This window comes from Herbaspirillum lusitanum (assembly GCF_046025995.1).
GTDB classification, from domain to species: Bacteria; Pseudomonadota; Gammaproteobacteria; order Burkholderiales; family Burkholderiaceae_D; genus Herbaspirillum; species Herbaspirillum lusitanum_A.
This window is the reverse complement of the sequence record NZ_JAQQFM010000013.1, coordinates 38,215-59,635: the sequence shown is the minus strand read 5'-3', so window position 1 is coordinate 59,635 and position 21,421 is coordinate 38,215. Positions and strand designations below refer to the sequence as shown.

General features: G+C 59.1%; 21 protein-coding genes. 5 read left to right on the top strand and 16 right to left on the bottom strand.

Features of this window, described 5'->3' with window-relative positions:
- Nucleotides 1–8: 8 nt before the first annotated feature.
- The 4 genes from PQR62_RS23410 to PQR62_RS23395 all read right to left on the bottom strand — a co-directional run bounded on the left by PQR62_RS23410 (nt 9) and on the right by PQR62_RS23395 (nt 3,700).
- The gene (locus PQR62_RS23410; protein WP_408160478.1) at nt 9–1,115 is read right to left on the bottom strand and encodes an ABC transporter substrate-binding protein; all 1,107 of its coding nucleotides are present in this window, start codon (nt 1,113–1,115) and stop codon (nt 9–11) included.
- Nucleotides 1,108–1,653: an RBBP9/YdeN family alpha/beta hydrolase gene (locus PQR62_RS23405; protein WP_408160477.1), complete on the bottom strand. Its 546-nt coding sequence runs from the start codon at nt 1,651–1,653 to the stop codon at nt 1,108–1,110. Before PQR62_RS23405 ends, PQR62_RS23410 begins: the two co-directional genes overlap by 8 nt.
- An 87-nt stretch (nt 1,654–1,740) precedes the next feature.
- Nucleotides 1,741–2,871, bottom strand: a complete 1,131-nt coding sequence (locus PQR62_RS23400; RefSeq protein ID WP_408160476.1) for an ABC transporter substrate-binding protein — start codon at nt 2,869–2,871, stop codon at nt 1,741–1,743.
- 43 nt (nt 2,872–2,914) lie between these two features.
- Entirely contained in the window at nt 2,915–3,700 is a 786-nt protein-coding gene (locus tag PQR62_RS23395; protein ID WP_408160475.1) for a class II aldolase/adducin family protein, read from the bottom strand.
- Between the two features lie 495 nt (nt 3,701–4,195).
- Here PQR62_RS23395 and PQR62_RS23390 point away from each other — a divergent pair, with 495 nt between their 5' ends.
- The 3 genes from PQR62_RS23390 (at nt 4,196) to PQR62_RS23380 (ending at nt 7,101) form a co-directional block, all read left to right on the top strand.
- Nucleotides 4,196–4,909, top strand: coding sequence for a gluconate 2-dehydrogenase subunit 3 family protein (locus tag PQR62_RS23390; protein ID WP_408160474.1), 714 nt, complete (start codon nt 4,196–4,198; stop codon nt 4,907–4,909).
- A 30-nt stretch (nt 4,910–4,939) separates the two neighbouring features.
- Entirely contained in the window at nt 4,940–6,709 is a 1,770-nt protein-coding gene (locus PQR62_RS23385) for a GMC family oxidoreductase (RefSeq protein ID WP_408160473.1), read from the top strand.
- Between the two features lie 89 nt (nt 6,710–6,798).
- The gene (locus tag PQR62_RS23380) at nt 6,799–7,101 is read left to right on the top strand and encodes a c-type cytochrome (RefSeq protein WP_408160472.1); all 303 of its coding nucleotides are present in this window, start codon (nt 6,799–6,801) and stop codon (nt 7,099–7,101) included.
- Between the two features lie 76 nt (nt 7,102–7,177).
- Here the strand turns inward: PQR62_RS23380 and PQR62_RS23375 are convergent, their stop codons facing one another.
- From PQR62_RS23375 to PQR62_RS23335, 9 genes are all read right to left on the bottom strand, one after another.
- Complete coding sequence (locus PQR62_RS23375; protein WP_408160471.1) at nt 7,178–7,957, bottom strand: ABC transporter ATP-binding protein; 780 nt, start codon at nt 7,955–7,957, stop codon at nt 7,178–7,180.
- A gap of 44 nt (nt 7,958–8,001) precedes the next feature.
- Nucleotides 8,002–8,799 (bottom strand): ABC transporter permease, encoded by a 798-nt coding sequence (locus PQR62_RS23370; protein ID WP_408160470.1) that lies wholly within the window; start codon nt 8,797–8,799, stop codon nt 8,002–8,004.
- Nucleotides 8,800–8,842: 43 nt separating this feature from the next.
- Complete coding sequence (locus tag PQR62_RS23365; protein ID WP_408160469.1) at nt 8,843–9,745, bottom strand: ABC transporter permease; 903 nt, start codon at nt 9,743–9,745, stop codon at nt 8,843–8,845.
- A gap of 128 nt (nt 9,746–9,873) precedes the next feature.
- On the bottom strand, nt 9,874–11,229 hold the full coding sequence (locus PQR62_RS23360) for an LLM class flavin-dependent oxidoreductase (protein ID WP_408160468.1): 1,356 nt from the start codon (nt 11,227–11,229) through the stop codon (nt 9,874–9,876).
- A gap of 93 nt (nt 11,230–11,322) precedes the next feature.
- A complete protein-coding gene (tolR, locus tag PQR62_RS23355) occupies nt 11,323–11,751 on the bottom strand; it encodes a protein TolR (protein ID WP_408160467.1) in 429 nt (142 codons plus the stop codon).
- A 2-nt stretch (nt 11,752–11,753) separates the two neighbouring features.
- Nucleotides 11,754–12,572, bottom strand: a complete 819-nt coding sequence (locus PQR62_RS23350; protein ID WP_408160466.1) for a MotA/TolQ/ExbB proton channel family protein — start codon at nt 12,570–12,572, stop codon at nt 11,754–11,756.
- A gap of 68 nt (nt 12,573–12,640) precedes the next feature.
- On the bottom strand, nt 12,641–13,366 hold the full coding sequence (locus PQR62_RS23345; protein ID WP_408160465.1) for a TonB family protein: 726 nt from the start codon (nt 13,364–13,366) through the stop codon (nt 12,641–12,643).
- Between the two features lie 528 nt (nt 13,367–13,894).
- The gene (locus tag PQR62_RS23340; RefSeq protein WP_408160464.1) at nt 13,895–14,659 is read right to left on the bottom strand and encodes an SDR family oxidoreductase; all 765 of its coding nucleotides are present in this window, start codon (nt 14,657–14,659) and stop codon (nt 13,895–13,897) included.
- A 57-nt stretch (nt 14,660–14,716) separates the two neighbouring features.
- Nucleotides 14,717–15,154, bottom strand: a complete 438-nt coding sequence (locus PQR62_RS23335) for a GNAT family N-acetyltransferase (protein ID WP_408160463.1) — start codon at nt 15,152–15,154, stop codon at nt 14,717–14,719.
- A gap of 198 nt (nt 15,155–15,352) precedes the next feature.
- Between PQR62_RS23335 and PQR62_RS23330 the strand changes: the two genes are divergently transcribed.
- Entirely contained in the window at nt 15,353–15,487 is a 135-nt protein-coding gene (locus PQR62_RS23330) for a hypothetical protein (protein WP_408160462.1), read from the top strand.
- A gap of 1,269 nt (nt 15,488–16,756) precedes the next feature.
- Here the strand turns inward: PQR62_RS23330 and PQR62_RS23325 are convergent.
- From PQR62_RS23325 to PQR62_RS23315, 3 genes are all read right to left on the bottom strand, one after another.
- A complete protein-coding gene (locus PQR62_RS23325; protein WP_408160461.1) occupies nt 16,757–16,966 on the bottom strand; it encodes a hypothetical protein in 210 nt (69 codons plus the stop codon).
- 367 nt (nt 16,967–17,333) lie between these two features.
- Complete coding sequence (gene map, locus PQR62_RS23320; RefSeq protein ID WP_408160460.1) at nt 17,334–18,134, bottom strand: type I methionyl aminopeptidase; 801 nt, start codon at nt 18,132–18,134, stop codon at nt 17,334–17,336.
- The gene (locus PQR62_RS23315) at nt 18,131–18,406 is read right to left on the bottom strand and encodes a ParD-like family protein (protein ID WP_408160459.1); all 276 of its coding nucleotides are present in this window, start codon (nt 18,404–18,406) and stop codon (nt 18,131–18,133) included. The genes map and PQR62_RS23315 overlap by 4 nt, the downstream gene beginning before the upstream one ends.
- 410 nt (nt 18,407–18,816) lie before the next feature.
- On the opposite strand from PQR62_RS23315, the gene PQR62_RS23310 reads away from it, so the two are divergent.
- Complete coding sequence (locus PQR62_RS23310; protein ID WP_408160458.1) at nt 18,817–21,336, top strand: PAS domain S-box protein; 2,520 nt, start codon at nt 18,817–18,819, stop codon at nt 21,334–21,336.
- Nucleotides 21,337–21,421 lie beyond the last annotated feature (85 nt).

Genomic DNA, 21,421 nt, shown 5'->3' with positions numbered 1-21,421 from the left:
CCTGTTGTTCAAGTAAGGGGTTTTCCATCCAGGCCCAGCGGTGCCCAGTATTTCTCCAGCCCGAGCTCTTTCAGCGCAACGTTGAGAAAGCGCGCATCGATCCACTGATCGATGTCGACCCGCGGGCCGCGCAGCAAGCCCTGCTCCGCAATCTGATCCTGGGTGCGCTTGTAATGCTGCACCAGCAGCGGATCGAACAGCGGGCTGAAACGCTCGCTCCAGGGGCGGTCGTCGTAGTCTTCTTCGGCATAGAGGTTGGGCAGCGGCCCCATTGCCCAGATGCGCACTACTTCCTTGCGATTGGCCGGATCGCCGGTCCATTGATCGGCCTTCACGTACACCTTGATCAAGCGCGTGAGAGTCTCCGGATACTTTTGCACGAAGCTGTCGGTGGCGACCAGGCCGTTGTAAGAAGAGAGCTGCGGCTGGCCCTTGGTACTGTACACGACATCGGCAATGCCCTTCTGGCGCAGGGTCAGCACCTCGGCGCTGCTGAAGATGGCGTCGATGTCGCCGCCGGCCAGGGTGCTGCCGGCGGTCGCCGGGTCGAGCGAGATCGAGCGTATGTCTTTCTCGGCCATGCCGTTCAGCGCCAGAATCCGCAGTACCTGCAAGTGGATCTGATTGCCTTTGAAGTAAGCCACCTTTTTGCCGCGCAGATCGGCCACGGAGCGGATGCCGCTATCCTTGCGCACCACCAGATAGGCATTGCTCAGCTTGGTGAACGGCAACACCAGCCGGGTCTGCATGCCGGAAGAGCGGCCGATGATGGATAGCAGATCGCCTTGCCCGGCGAGGTCGATCTGGCCATTCGCCAGCGCCTGTCCGACCATAGGCGCGCCGCCCTTGAAGCCGACGTATTCGATGCGCACGCCGTCCTTGTCGAACTCTTCTTCGAACCAGCCCTTGTAGCGCGCGATGCCCGGTGCGCCCCAGTACACCTTGGGTTGCGCCACAATGGCCGGCACGCCGATGCGTATGGTTCTGGGCGGCGTTTCCGCGCGCGCCGCCGACATCAGCGGCAGGCTGGCCGCATAGGCCAGGGGGTAAGCCAGCGGAGACGCTGCCGCCAGCGACAGTTTGCGCAAGGCGGCGCGGCGGAGCGGATCACGCATCGATCAGTTCCTGCAGGAAGCCATAGCCATAAGGCCAGGCGGCCAGCAAGGACGCCGAACCGAGGTGGCCGTGCGCGCCGGCCACTTCGAGGCGCGCGCCCCAGGCTTCGGCAAATGCGGTCGCACGCGGCAGGCTGACGCGCGGATCATCGGTACTGGCGATCACGATGCTGCGAAACGGCAGCCGCTGACGCGGCAGCGGTGCAAAGCCGGTCGTGCCGGGCGGATAGGCCGGCGCTTCGACATCGCTGGGCGCCACCAGCAGCGCCCCCTTGACCGGGCCGTGCGGATACTGTTGCGCCCAGTGATTGACCAGGCTGACCGACAGCGAATGCGCGACCAGCACGGTGGGCCGCTGGCTTTCGCTCACTGCGGCCTGCAGCGCCTCGACCCATTCGGCGCGGTCGGGCGACTCCCATTCGCGCTGCTGCACCCGCCGGAATGCGGGATGCGCCTGCTCCCAGTGGCTTTGCCAGTGGTCGGGGCCGGAGCCGCCGCGGCCCGGCAGGATCAGAACACGGGTATCGCTTGCAGACATTTTTTCTCCTTTGCTTGGTTCACGGAAGTGGCGCCTGAAGCGCTACCTGCAGAGCATCGTCATGCAAGACGTGCGTCCGAAACATATTCACCGGGCGGCCGGCCTGCCTTGTGCATCCAGCGGCGTCCAATAGCTCTCCAGCTTCAATTCATGCAGTGATTGATCGAGATAGCGCCGGTCTATCCAGCTTGCTATGTCGTATTTGGGGCCGCGCAGCAAACCGAGTTCGCCGATCTGCTCCTCGGTGCGGGTGTAATGCGCCACCAGCAAAGGGTCGAACAGCGGGCTGAGGCGGTCGGTCCAGGGGCGGCTGGCGTAGTCCTCGACGATGTATTTGGGAGGCAGCGGGCCTTCGCCCCAGATCTGCAGCAGTTCCTGCCGGTTCCTGTCTTCCGAGGCCCACCAGGCAGCCTTGACCAGCGTCTTCACCAGGCGCGCGGTAGTCTCGGGATACTTCTTCGCGAAGTCTTCGTTCACCAGCAGGCCGTTGTAGGACGTGAATGCCAGGGTATCCGGCCCGACATCATCGCGCGTCGAGTAGATGACGCGTGCCACGCCTTTATCGCGCAAGGCCAGCGCTTCACTGCCGATGAAGATGGCGTCGACGTCGCCGGTGGTGAGCACCGTGGCGGCATTGCCCGGATCCAGCTTGAGCGAGCTGATGTCCTTTTCGCTCAGACCGTTGGCGGCGAGGATGCGCAAGGCCTGCAGATGGATCTGATTGCCCTTGTTGTAGCCGACGCGTTTGCCGCGCAGCTCGCGAATGGAGCTGATCGGCGAATTCACCGGCACCACCACGTAGGCGTTCACCAGCTTGTTGAGCGGCAGGATCAGCCGCGTCTTCATGCCCGAGGAGCGGCCGATGATGGACAGCAGATCGCCCTGCCACGCGAAATCGATCTGGCCATTGGCCAGCGCCTGACCGACAAAGGGCGCCCCGCCCTTGAAGCCCGGATATTCAAAGCGGGTTTTTTCCCTGGCGAACTCCTGTTCGAACCAGTCCTTGTAGCGCACGATGCCCATGATGCCGCCGGATACCTGCTTGCCGTTCTGCCCGGCATAGGAAGGCGCGCCGATCCTGATCACCTCGGGCGGGTTCTCGGCTGCGGCATGAAGGCTGCACAAGGCCAATGCGATCAAGGCCGCCAGCTGCGCCGCCAATCCCATCCTGAAGCACACACGCAGCCGGAAATCCGGCACTGTCCATCTCGACTTCATCTGTTTCCTCTTGCTGATTGATAGGGGTGAATCCAGGGATTGCTTACAGCGCCAGTTCCGGATGCTCATGCAAAATGTGCTGGAAGGCCGGCTGGAAATTCAACCAGCCGAAATAAGGATCGGCACGTTCGGAGATAGCCCTGGCCTGGTCAGGCTCGATCAGTTTGAGCGGCCTGCCGCTGGACTCCGCCGCCAGTTGCGCCTTGCACACCTTTTCCAGGCAGAGAAAGAAATACACCGCTTCATCCACGCTCTGGCCGACGGTGAACAGGCCATGACTCTGAAAGATCAGCGCCTTGTTGTTGCCCAGGATGTTCGCCAGATTTTCGCGTTCGCCGTATTTGTAGGTGTCATACAAGGCGTGGCGCTGATAGAAAAATGCGGACTCGGAGGAGATCGGATCCAGCAGCCGGTTCTGCGCCGACCATGCGCTGCCGTAAGTGGAGTGCGTATGCGCCACCGAGACGATGTCGGGCCGCGCACTCAAAATGGCCGCGTGCGTGGGAATGCCGCCCGGATGCCGATAGCCGTCGCCTTCGATCAGTTCGCCCTTGAGATTGACGCGCAGCAGATCACTGGCCTTGATCCGGTTGAAGCTGACGCCGAAAGGATTGATCCAGAAATGATCGGGCACTTCCGGGTCGCGTGCCGAGATATGCCCCATCACGCCTTCGTCATAGTTAAGCCGGCCGAAAATGCGGAAGGCCGCCGCCAGTTTGATTTTCCGGTGCCGGCGTTCTTCCTCCAGAGTGGCAAACACCGGCTTGGGAATTTTCGGGAAGCTGCGTGGGTCGATCATTTCGGTTCTGCCTTCGTGTAAGAGGGGCATGGAGAATTTCTGCGGTCTTTTTCAGGTGATGTGAGGGGCCGCCTTATGCCGCATGGGTGTGAGGATGTCGCGCAGGCCTGCTCTTGTTGGCTGCGGCTCGCGCTGCGCAGGGCTCGCAGCCCCATCGCCATCCCCTCGTCTGATTTTGCAAAACGCAAAATATAGAAAACAAAACTTGCCGGGGGAACGAATAATTGCAACTACGGATATGCCATTTCCAAGTAGGCACGGAGGGTGATTTTCACTCTTCCAAAATCAGATATTCATAGAAAAAACTATTCGTTTTTGTGGCGGCGCGAGTTCCGTAACATCGCCTCCCAGGTTTTCATGGCGGTCGCTGAGACCGCCGGACTCAAGCTCCAGCGCGCTGCAGGAATGTGCAAGGCACACAGGTCCTGAGCCGTGCGGAGATCCATCAGCAAGATCCATCTGCAGCCCCAAGTTTGCCGCGGCCTCTGCAGCGCGCTGCAAACGCCACCTGAGGAATCAAGTCAAATGCCAGATTCAGTCCCGGACAGCCGCCGGCGCTTTCTCAAGACGGCGCTCGCCGGCAGCGCCCTGGCCGGCGCCGCGACGCACAGCAGCGCCGTCCTGGCCGCCGACCACAGCGCAGCGACCGCCGCCGAAACGGCCAGCGGCTATGTTTTTCTGACGCCGTCCGAAGCCAGTTTTGTAGAGGCGCTGGTTGACCACATGGTGCCAGCCGACCGCCACACAGCCAAAGGCAGCGATCTGCACATCAACGTCTATTTCGACCGCACGCTCAACGGCAACTGGGGCAAAGGCGACCGGCTTTATCTGGAAGGCCCGTGGAAGAAAGGCTTGCCGGGCCAGGGCTATCAGTTGCCCTTGACCCCGGCCGAACTGTTTCGCGCCGCCACGCTGGCGTTTGACGCGGTGCTGCGCAAAACGCACGGCAAGCCTTTCCCCGAGCTGGACAGCGCTGCCAAAGAGCGGGCGCTGCAGGCGCTGGAGCGCGGCGAGACCGACCTGGAAAACGGCATCGAAGCCCGGCTGTATTTTTCGCTGCTGTATCAGCTGACGGTGGAAGGCCTGTTCGCCGATCCGGTCTACGGCGGCAATGCCGGCAAGGCCGGCTGGAAGATGGTCGGCTTCCCCGGCGTGATTGCCACGCACACACGCAACATCGTGAGCTTCAAGAACAAGGATTTTCCACATCAGACGCTCGGCATCGCCGACGCCAGCTGATCCGGCAGCAAGGTTCAAGGAATAGACAATATGGCAAAGCAGTTAGCGGAAGTCGACGCGGTCATCGTCGGCATGGGATGGAGCGGCGGCATTATCGCCAAGGAGCTGGCGCAGGCGGGCCTGCGCGTCATCGGTCTGGAACGCGGCGCTGCGCGCTCCACCGAGGAAGAGTTTTCCATTCCCCACATTCGCGACGAATTGCAATACGGAGTGCGCCTGAACCTGATGCAGGACGTCAGGCGCGACACCCTGACCGTGCGCAATCAGATCAGTCAGGAGGCATTGCCGATGCGCCGCATCAGCTCGTTTCAGCCGGGCGATGGCGTGGGCGGCTCCGGCGTGCACTGGAATGGTCTCAGCTGGCGCTGGGGCGACATGGAATTCAAGATTCGCTCCATGTATGAAGAACGCTATGGCAAGAAATTCATTCCGGCCGACATGAGCCTGCAGGACTGGGGCGTGAGTTACGCCGAACTGGAACCCTACTTCGAACGTTTCGAGTCGACCGCCGGAGTTTCCGGCCAGGCCGGCGTGGTGGACGGCCGGATCATTGCCGACGGCAACCCCTTCGAAGCGCCGCGCCGCGCGCCTTATCCGCTGCCGCCTTTGCATCGCACGCTGTCCGGCGATCTGTTTGCACAAGCCAGCCGGCAGTTGGGTTTTCACCCCTTCAATGTGCCTGCGGCCAACGCCTCGCAGGCCTTCGTCAATCGCGATGGCATCGCCATGGGGCAATGCCAGTATTGCGGCTTTTGCGACAAGTTCGGCTGCGAGGCCAATGCCAAGGGCAGTCCGCACAACACGGTGATTCCGGCTGCATTGAAGCAGAACAGCTTCAGTCTGCGCACCCACGCACGGGTGACCCGCATCGAGACCGATCGCGGCGGCAAGCATGCGCGCGGCGTCACCTATATCAATATGCTGACCGGCGAAGAGACCTTCCAGCCGGCGCGCATCGTGGTGCTGGCGGCCTATGCCCTGAACAATACGCATCTGATGCTGACCTCCGGCATCGGCAAGGCGTATGACCCCGTATCGCAAACCGGTCTGGTGGGCAAGAACTACTGCTACAACACCGGCGCCCGCACGCAATTGTTCTTTGAAGACAAGACCTTCAATCCCTTCATGGGCGCCGGCGGCACCTCGGTGGCCATCGACGATTTCTATTCGAACTGGGATTTCGACCGCAGCGCGCACAATTACATCGGCGGCTTTGTTCCGCTGGCGGGATCTTCCGGCGGGCGCCCTATTGAATATCACCCGGTGCCGCCGGGCACTCCGCGCTGGGGCCCACAGTGGAAAGATGCGATGGCCAAGTGGTATCAGCGCAGCATGTCGATCGGTGCGCTGGCCAGCGTCATGCCCAATCGCTACAACTACTTCGATCTCGATCCGACTTACAAGGACGCCACGGGCGCCCCCATGTTGCGGCTCACCTTCGACTTCAAGGAAAACGAACACCGGATTTCCACCCATGCCGCGCAATTGATCGACCGCCTCGGCAAGGCCCTCAATCCTGTGCACATCACACCGCCCGCCCCTAAAGTCACGCCGTATTCGGTGGTCGGCTATCAGGGCACGCACAACACCGGCGGCACCATCATGGGCAGTCATCCCGGCGAGAGCGTGGTCAATAAATTCGGCCAGAGCTGGCAGGTGCCGAATCTGTTCATCGCCGGCGGCTCCATCTTTCCGCATAACTCGGCCTACAACCCGACCTCCACCATCGGTGCGCTGAGTTTCTTTGCCGCTGATGCGATTACCCAGCGCTATGTGAAACGGCCGGGGCAATTGCTATGAGGCGTCATTCATCCATGCACGCCTTCTGCCTTATCCCGATCGGCGCCTTCGCCCTCATCTGTTCAGGGGCGGCGCTTGCAGAGCCCGGCGTGCGGACGCTGGGAAGGCAGATCTTTCAGCAATGTGCGGCTTGCCACAGCCTGGCGCCCGGCGTCAACGGGCTGGGGCCGTCGCTGGCCGGCGTCATCGGCAGAAAGGCCGGCAGTCTGAGCGGATTTCGATTTTCCAACGCCATAAAACGCAGCGGCATTACCTGGGATGAGGCCTCGCTGGCACGCTTCATTCAAGAGCCGCAGCAACTCATCCCCGGCAACCGCATGCCCTTTTCCGGCGTCGAGGACGCGGCGCAAGCGCAGGCCTTGCTGGAATATCTGCGTCAGCCGGATCAGTGATCACCGGCACAACTGAAAAAGCCTGCCGATGGCAGGCTTCATTCATGCAGCCGACCGCCAGCCCGCAATCAGCACATCAGACGCTCACCGCCTGCCTTTGCTGCGGCGTCGAAAACTCTTCCAGCACCTCATTCTTGATCTGGGCAAAGTCATAGCTGCCACGGTCGCGCGGACGCACCAGCGGCACATCCACGATACGCCGGATGCGGCCCGGACGCGGTTGCATCACCACCACCCGGTCGCCCAGAAACACCGCTTCCTCCACATCGTGCGTGACCAGAATCATGGTGATGCCCTCCTGCTGCCAGATACGTTGCAGTTCTTGCTGCAGATGGGCTCTGGTCAGCGCGTCGAGCGCGCCGAAGGGTTCATCCAGCAACAGCACTTCGGGTCTGTTGACCAGCGCACGGGCAATCGCGACACGTTGCGACATGCCGCCTGAGAGCTGATACGGGTACGCCTTTTCAAAACCCTTCAATTGCACCAGCGCGATGTGATCCTTGATGGCGCGCTGCTTTTCGGCATCGCTGCCGGGCGCGTTGAGCAAGCCCAGACCGATGTTCTGCTCCACCGTCAGCCAGGGCAGCAGCCGGTGCTCCTGGAACACGATGCCGCGGTCGAGGCTGGTGCCGGCAATCCGTTTGCCGTCCAGCAGAATGTCGCCGCGATATTCCAGGTCGAGGCCGATGATCAGCCTCAGCAAGGTCGATTTGCCGCAGCCGCTGGAGCCGACGATACTGACGAATTCGCCGGGCCTGACCGACAGATTGATGTTTTCCAGTACCGGCAGCGCCGCGCCGTCCACGGAGAATTGCTTGCTCAGATGTTTGATGTCCAGCGTTGCTGCATGCGCCATGATGTGTCTTTTGATTGAGTTGAGGTTGCCGGACGAGTCCGGGATCAGCGTGCCGCCGGTCCGCGCCAGCGCAGCAGACGCTGCTCCAGCAGACCGGCCAGCCAGCTCAGCGCGAAACCGACTGCGCCGACGATGACGATGCCGAGAATGACCTGATCCATCCAGAAATTTTCGCGGCCGTCGCTCAGCAGATTGCCGATGCCGACGCCCGAGGTGAGCATGTATTCGGCGCCCAGCGTGGCCAGCCATGAATAGATCAGCGCCAGATAGATGCCGGTGAAGATGGACGGCATGGCCGAAGGAATCACGATGCGGGTGATCAGTTGCCAGCGCGAAAACGCCAGTACGCGCGCGACCTCGACAATCTCGCGCGAGACGCTGCCCACGCCTTCGAAGGTATTGAGCAGGACCGGAAAGAACACCGCCAGTGAAATGAACACGATCTTGCTGGTTTCACCCAGACCGAACCAGACCATGATCAGCGGAATCCAGGCAAACAGTGAAATCTGTTTGATGGTGTGCAGCGTAGGCCCGATCAGCAGGCGGCTCCAGCGTGACAGACCGAGCAGGATGCCGGCCGCGAGCCCGATGCCGGCGCCGATGACGAAACCGGCCAGATCGCGCAGCAGACTGACGCCGAGCGCCAGCCAGATCTCGCCGCCGATGCTCAGGCGCCAGCCGGTCTCCAGCACCTTCTGCGGCGAGACAAAGAGTTTGGATTCGGTCCAGCCGAACTGATAGGAGGCCCACCACAGAAGCAGCAGCAATAGCGGCAATGCCGCCCCGCGCAGATGCTTGCGATATCTGATGTAGCCGCCGGCCGGCGGGAGATGTGTGCTCATGCTTGTTCCTGGCTGTTAGGGATGATTGACGGTCGGCGCGGCTTCAGAAGGCATCGCGCCGCCAGCGCAGCAGTCTTTGCTCCACCAGCTCCAGCACCTTGTCGAGCACATAACCGATCGCGCCGACCATGATCACGGCGACCAGCACCAGATCGAGCTGAAACAGTTGCTGGCCGTTGGCCATCATGAAACCCAGTCCTTCCGACGAAGCCAGCAGTTCGACCACCACCAGAATCAGCCAGGAATGCGTCAGACCATAGCGTATGCCGCTCCAGATCGAAGGAAAGGCCGCCGGAAAGACGATGCGGCGCAACAGCTGAAGATGATTCAAGCGATAGACCTTGCCCATCTCGATGAATTTGGCCGGCACATTGCGTATGCCCTGATAGGTGTTGAGCGTGATGGGGATGAAGGAGGCCTTGGCGATCAGCACGAACTTCAGCGACTCGCCGATTCCGAACACCATGATCAGCAGCGGCAGCCAGCCCAGCAGCGGTACGTAGGCAATCATCTTGAAACTGGGATAGAGATATTCCTTGAGCGTCTCGGACAAGCCCATCGCCACACCGAGCAGCAGGCCGAAGCCGGCGCCGAGCAGAAATCCGTTGATCACGCGCACCATGCTGACCGCCACATTGGCCTTCAGCTCGCCGCTCTCCAACAGATTGAGGAAGGTGTCATAGACCATCTGCGGCGGCGGCAAGGTCTGCTGCGCAATCCAGCCTTGCCCGGAGCCGAGCAACCAGATCAGCAACAGCGCCAGCGGCACCGGCCAGGCCAGCACGAAGGCCAGCGTGCGCTCGCGCCAGAGGCGGCCGAGCAGACCGCTGCTGCGGCTGCGCTCAGGTGCTGCGTGCTGATTGGCGTGCTGCTGATGCAGTTCATAGACCTCCGTCTCCTGTTGCAGCAAGGAGATTTCCGGATGGGCGGTGACTGCTGGTGGCATGGGGTACTCCTGTGTATTCAATTTCTCAGCACGCGCGCACGATCTCGTTGACCAGACCATTCGTGCACGCGATTTCTTTCATTGCATCCAATACGTCCGATCTGCTGCTGCGGTCTCGGGCGTGGTTCTCACGCAGCCAGCGCCTTGGTGGCATCCTGCTGCTGCACATAACGGTTGACCGGATACGGCAAGCCCAGATTGCCGCGCAAGGTGGCGGCCTCATACTCGGTGCGGAACAGGCCGCGTTGTTGCAGCAGCGGCACCACCTTGTCGACGAAATCTTCCAGCCCCCTGGGTTGCAGATAGGCGTGAAGAATGAAGCCGTCCACCACTTCATCTTCGAACAGCTGCTGCAGGCGATCCGCGATCTGCACCGGCGTGCCGACGAACTGATCGCTGGGATTGGAGGCGTATAGCGCCAGCTGCCGCAGCGACCAGTTGTTTTCTCTGGCCTTGCGCTTGTAATGCTCGGCGGTGGATTTGAAGCTGTCCTTGCCGATGTCGCCCAGATCCGGCAAGGGCTCGTCCAGCGGGAACTGGCTGAAGTCGAAGAAGCTGAAGTAGCGGCTCAGGTATTTGATCGCCACGTTGACGTCCAGCAGCTGGCTGACCTCGTCGTATTTGCGGCGCGCCTCTTGCTCGGTATCGCCGACCACCACGGTGATGGAAGGGAAAATCAGAATCTCGTCGGCAGCGCGGCCATACGCCGCCGCCCGGCGCTTGATGTCCTGGTAATACGCCTTGGCGGCGGGCACATCTTCGACGCTGCCGGAGAAGATGGCATCGGCTTCGCGCGCGGCCAGATCACGGCCCTCTTCGGAGGCGCCGGCCTGGAACACGATGGGCCGGCCTTGCGGCGAACGCTCCATGTTGAGCGGCCCCTGCACGCCGAAAAACTCACCCTTATGATTCAAGGTATGCATCTTGTCGAGATCAACGTACTGACCGGTCTGCTTGTTGCGCACGAAGGCATCGTCTTCCCATGAATCCCACAGGCCCTTCACGACCTGTATGTATTCGTCGGCGATGCGGTAGCGCAGGCTGTGTTCATACAGTTTCTCGCCGCCGTGGTTGCGGGCGTGCCCTTCCAGCGCGCCGGTCACGGCATTCCATGCCGCGCGGCCGCCGCTCAGCTTGTCAAGCGAGGCCAGCTGGCGCGCGGTGGTGAACGGCTCGCTGAACGATGTGGTCATGGTGCCGACCAGCCCCAGATGCGTGGTGGTGGCCGCCACTGCGGACAAGGCGGTGATCGGCTCCAGGCGGCTCAGAAAATACGGCGTTGAATCGCGCGTGATGAAGGTCGAATCGGCGATGAAACCGAAATCGAATTTGCCCTTCTCCGCCAGCCGCGCCGCCTCGATGAAGGCTTCGATGCTGACCGGACTATTGGAGGCGGTGTCCGGATGGCGCCATGCCTGAACATTGGCGCCTATGCCCGACAGAAAGGCCGCCAGTCTGAGTTGTCTTTTCTTTGTTTGCGACATGTCGTTTCTCCTGCTTCTTGAAGAAATAATTGAATGTATCGAGGCGGCAGCAGGCTCTTTGCGTTCAGCCTGTGCGCCGCATCGCTGCGCGATTTACTTTGGAACCGGCTCCGAGACCAGCGCGATCTTCGAGAACCCGGCGTCGTTGATCTCGCCCATGGTTTCGATCACCTTGCCATAGGCCAGCCCCTTGTCGCCGCGGATGTTGATGCGTCGCTCCTTGTCGCCGGCAGCTTCCTTGGCCAGCGCCGCCACCAGGGTTTCATGCGAGACCGGAGTCTTGTCCACGAACAGTTTGCCTTCGGCATCCAGGCTGACTGCAATCGGCGGCTTCTCTTCCTTGAGCGGCTTGGCGTTGCTGGTCGGCAGATCGACCTTGACGCCTTGCGCCATCAGCGGCGCGGCAACCATGAACACGATCAGCAGCACCAGCATCACATCCACCAGCGGTGTGACGTTGATGTCGCTGACCGGTCCGCCGCCGATCTGATTGCCGGTGCCGTGTGAAAGTTTGGCGCCCATGTTCAGACTCCCTGCGCCGCCAGCTTGCCGCCGGCTTTGTGCGCGTGCGCATGCTGATCGATGCTGACGGTGCGGCCCGATTGCGCATCGTGGTAGCCGGCGTCGGCATCTTCCGGAATCGGTTCGCCCGCTTCCAGCTGACGCGACAATTGCACTTCGGTGATGCCGATCAGGGTCGCCAGACGGTTGTTGTAGCTGTTGAGCGCACCCGAGGCGCGGTTATAGGCAACCACCGCCGGAATCGCAGCGACCAGTCCCAGCGCCGTGGCAAACAGCGCTTCGGCAATGCCCGGCGCCACCACGGACAAGCTGGTGTTGTTGGATGCGGCGATGCCCTGGAAGGAATTCATGATCCCCCACACGGTGCCCAGCAGGCCGATGAAGGGCGCGACGGAGCCGACCGTGGCGAGGATCGACAGGCCGGATTGCAGCCGCTCGATTTCAATCCCGGTGGCGATCTGGCCGACGCGATTGATGCGTTCCTTCAGACTGTTGCGGCCGGACTCGCTCAGATGCAGATCGCGCTTGTGGGTCTCGCGCCACTCGCCGACGATGGCGCGATAGATGCGCGAAAACGGATCTTCCGGCTGCGCTTTCAGTTCATTGCTCAGACGTGCCAGCGAACGCTGGCCGGCCAGCGCAGCGATCCAGTTGCGGGCGCGTTTTTCCAGGGCGCGGAAGCGGAACAGCTTTTCCAGCGCCACACCCCAGCTGGCGATGGAGGCAACTGCGAGCACCAGCATGATGCTCTTGACGATGACGTCGGCTTGCAGAAACAACTGCAAGGGCGAAAGATGGGCTGCAACTTCAGTCGGGTTCATGACCGGCTCCTGAGAATGAATGATTCAAAAAATATGTTGTCGCTGCAACGGCGCAGAGCACCGCCTTTTCAGCGCAACGCGAAGACGATGGCGCCGCTCAGCAGATAGGAACTGCCGCCGAGATCGGGCAACCTGGGAAACGGGGCCGCAGCCTTGATGGCTTCAACCGCAGCCTTGTCCAGTACTTCATTGCCGGAGGACTGGATGTCGTATTTCAAGAGCTCGCCCTGAGGATTCAAGGTGATCTTGTAGCTCACCCGACCTTCGTCGCCGCGCAACTTGGCCACGCGCGGATAAGTGGTCTTGCCGTTGATGCGGCTGTAGACCTGATTCACGTAATCGCTGGGAATACCGTCGTTGCTGATCACGCGTGGTCTGGGCGCCGGCGGTGGCTCCGGCGGCGCAGCCTTGACCGGTTCCGGCGGCGGCGCCGGGGGTGTCGGCGGTGCCGCCACTTCAGCCTTCTCTGCTGCGACCGGCGCGGTACGTTGTACCGGCACCGGTGCCGGACGCGGCACAGCCGGTTTCGGCACAGCCTTCTGTGGCTCAGGCTTCACTTCAGGTGGCGGAGGCGGCGTCAGAACCTTAGGCTCGGGCGGCGCCAGCACCAGCTCGATGGCACGCTCCGGCGTCGGCGTCGGCGCTGTCTGGGTCGACAGGAAATAGACTGCGGCAATCAGCAGCACATGCAGCAACAGCGATCCGGCCGTGCCACGGTTTTGCCACCAGCGTTTGCCCGCGTGCAAGGACTCGGCAAAGATATCGTTGGGGTGAGGTAAAACAATAACGCTCATTGATTCTGCCAATGCAATTTGGCAAGGACTTGCGGCAGTGCTGCTTGCCGTCAGATGCTCGCCGTTGAAGAAACGAAACAGGCAGCAGCACAATGGAATCTGCCAATGTGCTGACGAGGCGCTAAGTTACCCCCTGAGATCACGGCTGAAAACGTATCTATTTTTATATTGATATGCAGTCTCTCGCGACCGGAACGCCTGCATCAGAATAAAACGCATAAGCCTTGGAAATCGCGGATCGCGATCCGGAAATCCTTTGTGGCAAAGGCTTTTCAGAGAGTCATGAGACAACGGAGATGGACCAGCATGGCGATCACGCGCCGCTTATGTCATTTTGAAAATTGCTAAACCGTTTTATGCATAAGCTGCTATTTCTCATGTTGGTGCAGTCTCAGCACCATTTTCGCCGCGCACTCGGACGTGGCGCGCAGGAGAAAAACAAACGCCCGGATAAAAAAAGGGCGACCGCGATTAAGCAGCCGCCCTCGTGTATCACCCAACATAGCGCTCAACTCAGAGCAGACCGGCTCAACCCCGTCCTACAAACGGCATATCGCTTGCCATTACCGTCAGGTTAAGCACATTGGCGCTCAGCGGCAGCGACGCCATGTAACGCACGGCATCGGCCACATGTCTGACATCCATCATCGGCTCTGTCGCGGTAGCACCGTTCGCTTGCAATACCCCCTTGGTCATTCGTGCCGACAGCGAGGTCAGTGCGTTGCCGATATCGATCTGGCTGCAGGCGATGTGGTAAGCGCGGCCATCCAGCGCGATGCTTTTGGTCAGACCGGTAATCGCGTGCTTGCTGGATGTATAGGCAGAACTCAGGGGCCGTGGCGTGTGTGCCGATACCGATCCATTGTTGATGATGCGCCCGCCTTGCGGTGTCTGGTTTCTCATCAGCTTGAAGGCGCCGCGGGCGCAAAGAAATGCGCCGGTGAGATTGGTATCGATGACGTTTTTCCATTGTTCGACGCTGAGTTCGTCAAAGGGAATGGCCAGCGCATTGACGCCGGCATTGTTGAACAGAACATCCAGCCGGCCAAATGCCGATATGATCTTTTCAAACATGGCATCGACGCCGGCCGGGTCGCGAATGTCGACCTGTATCGCCGTTGCGCGCTGCCCGGCGGCCTGCGCAGCGGCGACAGCCTCTTCCAGCAATTCGATGCGCCGGCCGGCGAGTATCACCGTGAATCCATCGGCCAGCAAGGCCTGCGCGACGGCCAGTCCGACCCCGGTTCCAGCCCCGGTCACGAGAGCAATTTTCGATTCGACAGTTTGATTCATGAGCGATCCTTTAATGTGCAGGCGGGTGTTTGCTATCGGCTTCCCGAAGTCAGCAGATTACACTTCTCTGGAAAAACGCTGACCGTCCCTTTCGAAGCCCAGGGACTCATAAAAACGGTGGGCATCGAGGCGCTGATCGGCGCTGGTCACTTCCAGCTTGACGCACTCATTGTCAATAAACCACTGATGCGCCGCCGCCATCAGCGCCTTGCCGATGCCCTGCCCGCGGTGCTCCCGATCTGCGACCAGACTGGTTATTCGCCCCAGAGAACCGGTGCGGTGAAACATGGCGAGCACGTGCAGGCTGATGCAGCCGATGATTTTATCCTCCTTGCTCGCAAGCAGCACGAGGTCGGCCGAGCTGCCTTGCATCGCGTTGAGTTTCGCCAGAACCTGGGCGGCATCGATTTTATAACCCAGCTGGCACAGCAAGCCGGCAATCTCAGCGTGGTCGGCCGGAACTGCCTGGCGCGTGTGGATGGGCAGATGTTCCATGTCAGCAATCCTGATATAAGAAATGAAGATTATAGGCACCTGCACCGGATCGGATAGACGGCTGCTGCATTCTTTGACGTTCCCGCGCATGGAATGCCGGTTGTCAGAATACGATACGCGCTTGCAGCCAAGCCTACCGTCTGCGCGCCGCACAGACCGACCCGCGCCAGCGATACGCCGATCTGCAGACCGGCAAAGATGTCGCCCGGCTATTACTACCCGGTCACGCCTGCGGTAATCGCTTCGCAGCAAAAAGTGGCTGATTTTTTCTTCAAGGGCGGCTACATCCAGAACCAGATTGCAGTGGGTGATGCAGTGATTGCGATGGGATGAAATGAATGATTGGGCCGTTAATGACGTGGCATGAAGAATGTTCATGGAGATCAGGCCAGGAAAAAGCCGGTCTGAGGTAGTCAGGATCCCGGGCAGACGAATCCGATATACGGAAATGTGTGCGACAAAAACAAATCGCCTCTGTACTAGCAGGCCGTCAATGACGTTTGAGGGAAAATTTAGTGCAACCGGTCAACGCGGCAGCTGTGACAAAGAATATTCGCGGCTCTTGAAGAGTCGCGATGAAGAATGTATTGACTGGTTAACTATTTCGCTCTGCGGCGAGCTGTCGGCATCGATGCGAAAACATGCAACTCTGTTCGCGCCTAACTTTTTGCGTGCATGGCCGTATCGGTGTCCCTAGCTTTTTCAACTCTAAACACCAGCCGCCAGATCACCAGACCACACACCGCGGATGCGATCGTTACATAGAACGCATACCAGACAAGTAGCTGCATCCCGTACGACATCAAGGTATCCAATAGCGACATCATGGCCTCCCACCGATAGAATTTTTATTTGAATCTGCTACTTATGACGCGCTTCATCAAACAGGCCCGACGATTTAAATCACACCTGATTTACGAAACCCGTTTCCACACCACCGCGCCGAAAGCACAGCTGGCGATTACGACGTATGTTGCGTACCAAACCAAGGCCTGAGTGCCATACGAAACGACTGATTCCATGATATTCATTGCCTGCTCCACTATTCTGTTGCGCAAAAGCACGTTGTTGAAGAAATATGAATTTTGGGTCACTCAAAAAGATTAAATCTTCTTATCTTTTTAAGTTGACGAAAGAATAACAAAATTATTATTTATTCGACAACTAAAATTAATTAATCGATAACATAATTTTAATTAATTAACTTTAAAAGTAATGTTGAATTTTGTTTCTTCGCAGCCTCTTTTTTTGCGATGAACTTAAATAAATTACTAATTTTCGCGTTTCTTCTATTGGGCTTTTCTGAATCCTGCTACTGACAGAAAGTGCTGTAAAGAATTGTCTATGACGCAACGCAAAATTTTCTTGAGAGACTTGGAACTATTTTGGGAATATGCACCTTCATGGATCACATATAGGGAAAGCCGGCTGGACAGCCACGGTTATCGCGCGTCTCCCGGGTTTCTGCTTAAGCTGGCGCTGATAGCGCGAACCACCAGCGAATCTAGTTGCAATTCAAATAATTTCTGATAAGCAACGATATGGGGCCATTTTTTATGTCAGTAGCGCGTCTGCTGGCAGATGGCTGTCGCTGCAGATAAATCAGCTCTCGTGGATCGCCCCGCCGGTCGCCTTCAAAGCCTTGTGTTGCTGGCCTCTCATGAATACCGACACCTGCCATCCCTGGTTGAGCTTGTTGTCAGTATGTTCACGACCGAAAAGCCTGCTGCTCTTGCAGAAACGAGAACAGAGGTTCAGATGAATGTCAGGAGCGACGCGCGTCCCTGTCAATACTTGATTGCTTTTTGGCATACCTACTCCCACGAGCAGCGGCAAGCCAGGCCTGCCGGGGAACTCGCCGGACTTGAAAAATGATCTTTCTGGCAACGCCTGCCTGTAATTTCTGCGCCGCAATATCGAAAGTTTGAAAAATCGTCGCCGGACAGCGACAAGCGTATGTCGCTGATCTGCGACTGAGAAAAAAAAGCCCCGAGGTCGGGGCTTTTTTCTTGGCGAAGATTTTCAGGATGGGCCGGTTTGCGGCGTCAAAGCCATCCTGGCGAATGTTTTATATTGTTTAGCAGCGCCACCAGCTCAACATCGACACTTCCTGGTCAAACTGCGCTCATCCACTATGTCTGCCGCAGTGATCCGAGCACCATCAGTCGGCTCGGATGCATCAGGCCGCCTTTTGAGGAATCGACATATAAGAGCCGAAGCCATCCGGCCAAGGCGTCAAGATCTCAAAGCCATCAGCGGTCACCGCGACCATGTGCTCCCATTGGGCCGAGAGCGATCCGTCTTCTGTCACGACGGTCCAGCCATCGTCCAGCTCGCTGCAATTGCGCTTGCCGGCGTTGATCATGGGTTCAATGGTAAAGATCATGCCCTCTTTCAGACGCAGGCCGCCGCCGGCGTGCCCATAATGCAGCACTTGCGGATCGTCGTGATAGATGGTGCCGATGCCGTGTCCGCAATATTCGCGCACCACACTGAAGCCTTCACGATGGGCTACCGTCTGGATTGCATGCCCCACATCGCCCAAGGTAGCGCCCGGCCGCACTTTCATGATGCCGGCGCGCATTGCTTCGTAGGTGGTCACCACCAGCCGGCGCGCCAATGCGCTCGGCTGGCCAACGAAGTACATGCGGCTTGAATCGCCAAACCAGCCATCCTTGATCACGGCGACGTCGATATTGACGATGTCTCCGTCTTTCAAGACCAGGCCAGATGGAATGCCATGGCAGATCACTTCATTGACCGACGCGCAAATCGTTTTCGGGAAGCCGTGATAGCCGATATTGGCCGGAATAGCGTGCTGCACGTTGACGATGTGATCGTGGCAGAGCTGGTCGAGCTGATCGGTAGTGACGCCGGGCTTGATGTGTTCGGCGATCATGTGCAGCACGTCGGCCGCCAGTTCTCCGGCCGCACGCGACAAGGCAATTTCAGCGGGCGTTCTGAGCGTAATTTTTCTCATTGCCGCCCTTTCGCCATGACGCGCTTGGCGCCCGCTGCACTGGCGCCGACACCTGCCAGGTGAGCGATCGCCGTCAGCTGTTCGCCCTCGTGCGCGATTTCCGCGCGGATCAGCAATTGACACACTTCGCTGTTGGTCAGCTCGGGATGCAATTCAGCCAGCATGCCCAGCCGCATCCAGTGCTCCGCCTGCGCGTTGATGGAGCGATGAAGCGCGTTTCCTGCGATACGCACGTTATCGTGCATCGCATCCGATATTTTGACGATTCCCATTATGGCCACCTATATATAAAACGTATACGTTACGTATATTTTACATGCAAATGCCGCTCGGTGTTAAGCGTGTTTTTCATCGGAGAAATTCATCCGCAACTGGCTTTGTCTGCCCTGTAAATCGAGGTAAACGAGACGGCAAGGAAGGCAATTCAATTGACTTGGCCTTTACACTGAAACGCTTCCAATAAAGCAACTGACTTGGAATCCACGGCTTTTCTGGCTATTGCACCAAGCAGTTGCTAGACTTGTCAGGGATGCATGCATCAGGAAATTCCTGATAGGCCCAATGTGGGGCCGCCGCTACTATTCAACGATTAAGATGTTGCGCCATGGCAAGGCGGTGCATTAATATGACCCGCCGAAAAAAAGACAATCGCGGAATAGCTGCGCCAGGGGGAATAAAACAGATGAAAAATCATCGGCAAAAAGATGAGTTGGCAATCTGGCATCGTGCGCCCTCCGTGACCAACGGTGATCCAGATGAGGTGCGCGCGGATGATCTGCGTTCACCCAACGGCCACTTCGAGGCGATCGTCCAGTCTTCTCACGACGCCATCATCAGCAAGACTCTCGACGGCATCATCACCAGCTGGAATCCCGGCGCGCAGCAGGTCTTCGGCTACGACGAACAGGAAATGCTGGGCCAGCCGCTGACACGACTGTTCCCGCCCGGCCGCGAACACGAAGAACTGTTCATTCTGGCGAAAATCCAGAACGGCGAAAAAGTTGAGCACTTCGACACTGTACGCGTCAAAAAAGACGGTAGCCTGATCGACATTTCCGTCACGATTTCCCCCATCCGCAATGAGCAAGGCAAGATCGTCGGCGCCTCCAAGATTGCGCGTGACATCAGCAATCAGGTGTTGCTGGAAAACGCGGCCGAGCAGTTTCAGGCGCTGGTCACCTCTTCCGATGACGCCATCATCAGCAAGTCGCTTCAGGGCATTGTCCAAAGCTGGAACGCCGGTGCCGAAAGAATTTTCGGCTACACCGCCGAGGAGATGATAGGCCAGCCCATGCTGCGCCTGTTTCCCGCCGATCGCGAGCATGAAGAGTTGTTCATCCTGGAACAGGTTCTGGCCGGTGAAAAGGTCGATCACTTCGACACCGTGCGTGTCCGCAAGGACGGCGCCAGCATCAGCGTTTCCGTCAGCATCTCGCCGATCCGCGACAAACAGGGGCGCATCGTCGGGGCTTCCAAGATCGCTCGCGATATCACGCTGCAGAAATGCGCTGAAGAAAATTTCAAGCTCACCTCCTCCGTCTTCACTTACTCCAGCGAAGGCATCGCCATTACCGATCGGCATGGCGTCTTTATCGAAGTCAATGAGGCGCTGACGCAGATCTCCGGTTACAGCCGTGAAGAATTGCTGGGCAAGACCTATCAGATGTTCCGCTCCGGGCAGCAAGGGCCGGACGTGCATCTGAAGATGCTCAACGAGTTGCGGCAGACCGGCAACACGCGCGCAGAGATCTGGAGCCGGCGCAAGAATGGCGAGCCTTATACCGGCCTGCTGACGATCAGCGCGGTGCAAGACAAACATGGCGATGCCCAGAAATATGTGGCGCTGTTCAGCGACATCACGCCGCTTCGCAAGCAGCAGGAAAAACTCGAACGTCTGACCAATTTTGATGACCTGACCGACCTGCCGAATCGCCTGCTGTTGCTGGATCGCTTGCGCCAGGCGATGCTGATGAGTCGCCATCGCGACCAGAAGCTGGCGGTGCTGTATCTGGATCTGGACGGTTTCAAACCGATCAATGACGAACATGGACACGATGTCGGCGATGCGCTGCTGATCGCGCTGTCGCGGCGCATGTCGGCCACGCTGCGCGATCTGGACACCATGGCGCGCATCGGCGGCGATGAGTTCGTCACCGTGCTGGTCGATATCAAGAGCCCCGAGCAGCTGAGCGCCCAACTGGATCGCATCCTGCGCGCCTGCTCCGATCCGATCAAGGTCAACGGCCGCCTGTTGCAAGTGTCGGCCAGCGTCGGTGTTACCACTTATCCGCTGGACGACGTCGACGAAGATCAGTTGATCCGCCATGCCGACATGGCCATGTGCGACGCCAAGAAGAACGGCAAGAACCGTTATCAGTTATTCGATGCCGCCCGCGACGCCAAGGAAAAAGGCCGCGATGCACAATTGCGCCGCCTGACGCAGGCGCTGGCCGATGAAGAATTCATTCTGCACTACCAGCCCAAGGTCAACATGCGCACCGGCCGCATCATCGGCATGGAGGCATTGATCCGCTGGCAGCATCCGCAGCGCGGCCTGTTGCCGCCGGCTGATTTCCTGCCGCTGATCGAAGGCCATCATCTGGGCGACGACATCGGCGTGTGGGTCATAGGCCATGCACTGGCGCAGATGCACAAATGGCAGCAGATCGGCATTCAGGTGCCGGTCAGCGTCAACCTCGGCCCGCGCCAATTGCAGCAGGAACAATTCTGCACCACGCTCACCGGCCTGCTACAACGCTATCCGCACATCTCGCCGGAATACCTCGAACTCGAAATCCTCGAAACCAGCGCGCTGCACGATATCGAAGCGGTATCCGCCATCATGCAGGCCTGCCGCAAACTCGGCGTGCAATTCTCCATCGACGACTTCGGCACCGGTTATTCATCGCTGACCTACCTGCGCCGCCTGCCGGCGGAACTGCTCAAGATCGACCAGACCTTCGTGCGCGACATGCTGAACGATCATGAAGACATGGCCATCGTGCGCGGCGTCATCGGTCTGGCCGAAGCCTTCCACCGCAAGGTGATCGCTGAAGGCGTGGAGACTGTCGCGCATGGCCTGAAACTGCTGGAACTGGGCTGCGAACTGGGCCAGGGTTACGGCATCTCACGCCCCTTGCCGCCGGAACAGCTACCGCAATGGATGGCATCGTGGACGCCGCCGGCGGAGTGGCTGGCCTAAGTATCTCGCCGGCGCTCAGTCAAGGGAATGCAGACAGCTTGCTCTGCGCATTCCTTTATTTTCTGGCCCCTCTCTCGCTTTATCC

Excerpts from the sequence above, each read along its gene's own strand:
- PQR62_RS23410 (WP_408160478.1), bottom strand. The coding sequence starts at position 1,115 with ATGCGTGATCCGCTCCGCCGCGCCGCCTTGCGCAAACTGTCGCTGGCG.
- PQR62_RS23335 (WP_408160463.1), bottom strand. The coding sequence starts at position 15,154 with ATGGAACATCTGCCCATCCACACGCGCCAGGCAGTTCCGGCCGACCAC.
- PQR62_RS23325 (WP_408160461.1), bottom strand. The coding sequence starts at position 16,966 with ATGCCAAAAAGCAATCAAGTATTGACAGGGACGCGCGTCGCTCCTGAC.
- PQR62_RS23390 (WP_408160474.1), top strand. The coding sequence starts at position 4,196 with ATGCCAGATTCAGTCCCGGACAGCCGCCGGCGCTTTCTCAAGACGGCG.
- PQR62_RS23370 (WP_408160470.1), bottom strand. The coding sequence starts at position 8,799 with ATGAGCACACATCTCCCGCCGGCCGGCGGCTACATCAGATATCGCAAG.
- map (WP_408160460.1), bottom strand. The coding sequence starts at position 18,134 with ATGAGAAAAATTACGCTCAGAACGCCCGCTGAAATTGCCTTGTCGCGT.
- PQR62_RS23400 (WP_408160476.1), bottom strand. The coding sequence starts at position 2,871 with ATGAAGTCGAGATGGACAGTGCCGGATTTCCGGCTGCGTGTGTGCTTC.
- PQR62_RS23385 (WP_408160473.1), top strand. The coding sequence starts at position 4,940 with ATGGCAAAGCAGTTAGCGGAAGTCGACGCGGTCATCGTCGGCATGGGA.
- PQR62_RS23330 (WP_408160462.1), top strand. The coding sequence starts at position 15,353 with ATGTCGCCCGGCTATTACTACCCGGTCACGCCTGCGGTAATCGCTTCG.
- PQR62_RS23375 (WP_408160471.1), bottom strand. The coding sequence starts at position 7,957 with ATGGCGCATGCAGCAACGCTGGACATCAAACATCTGAGCAAGCAATTC.
- PQR62_RS23350 (WP_408160466.1), bottom strand. The coding sequence starts at position 12,572 with ATGAACCCGACTGAAGTTGCAGCCCATCTTTCGCCCTTGCAGTTGTTT.
- tolR (WP_408160467.1), bottom strand. The coding sequence starts at position 11,751 with ATGGGCGCCAAACTTTCACACGGCACCGGCAATCAGATCGGCGGCGGA.
- PQR62_RS23365 (WP_408160469.1), bottom strand. The coding sequence starts at position 9,745 with ATGCCACCAGCAGTCACCGCCCATCCGGAAATCTCCTTGCTGCAACAG.
- PQR62_RS23395 (WP_408160475.1), bottom strand. The coding sequence starts at position 3,700 with ATGCCCCTCTTACACGAAGGCAGAACCGAAATGATCGACCCACGCAGC.
- PQR62_RS23405 (WP_408160477.1), bottom strand. The coding sequence starts at position 1,653 with ATGTCTGCAAGCGATACCCGTGTTCTGATCCTGCCGGGCCGCGGCGGC.
- PQR62_RS23345 (WP_408160465.1), bottom strand. The coding sequence starts at position 13,366 with ATGAGCGTTATTGTTTTACCTCACCCCAACGATATCTTTGCCGAGTCC.
- PQR62_RS23340 (WP_408160464.1), bottom strand. The coding sequence starts at position 14,659 with ATGAATCAAACTGTCGAATCGAAAATTGCTCTCGTGACCGGGGCTGGA.
- PQR62_RS23360 (WP_408160468.1), bottom strand. The coding sequence starts at position 11,229 with ATGTCGCAAACAAAGAAAAGACAACTCAGACTGGCGGCCTTTCTGTCG.
- PQR62_RS23315 (WP_408160459.1), bottom strand. The coding sequence starts at position 18,406 with ATGGGAATCGTCAAAATATCGGATGCGATGCACGATAACGTGCGTATC.
- PQR62_RS23310 (WP_408160458.1), top strand. The coding sequence starts at position 18,817 with ATGAAAAATCATCGGCAAAAAGATGAGTTGGCAATCTGGCATCGTGCG.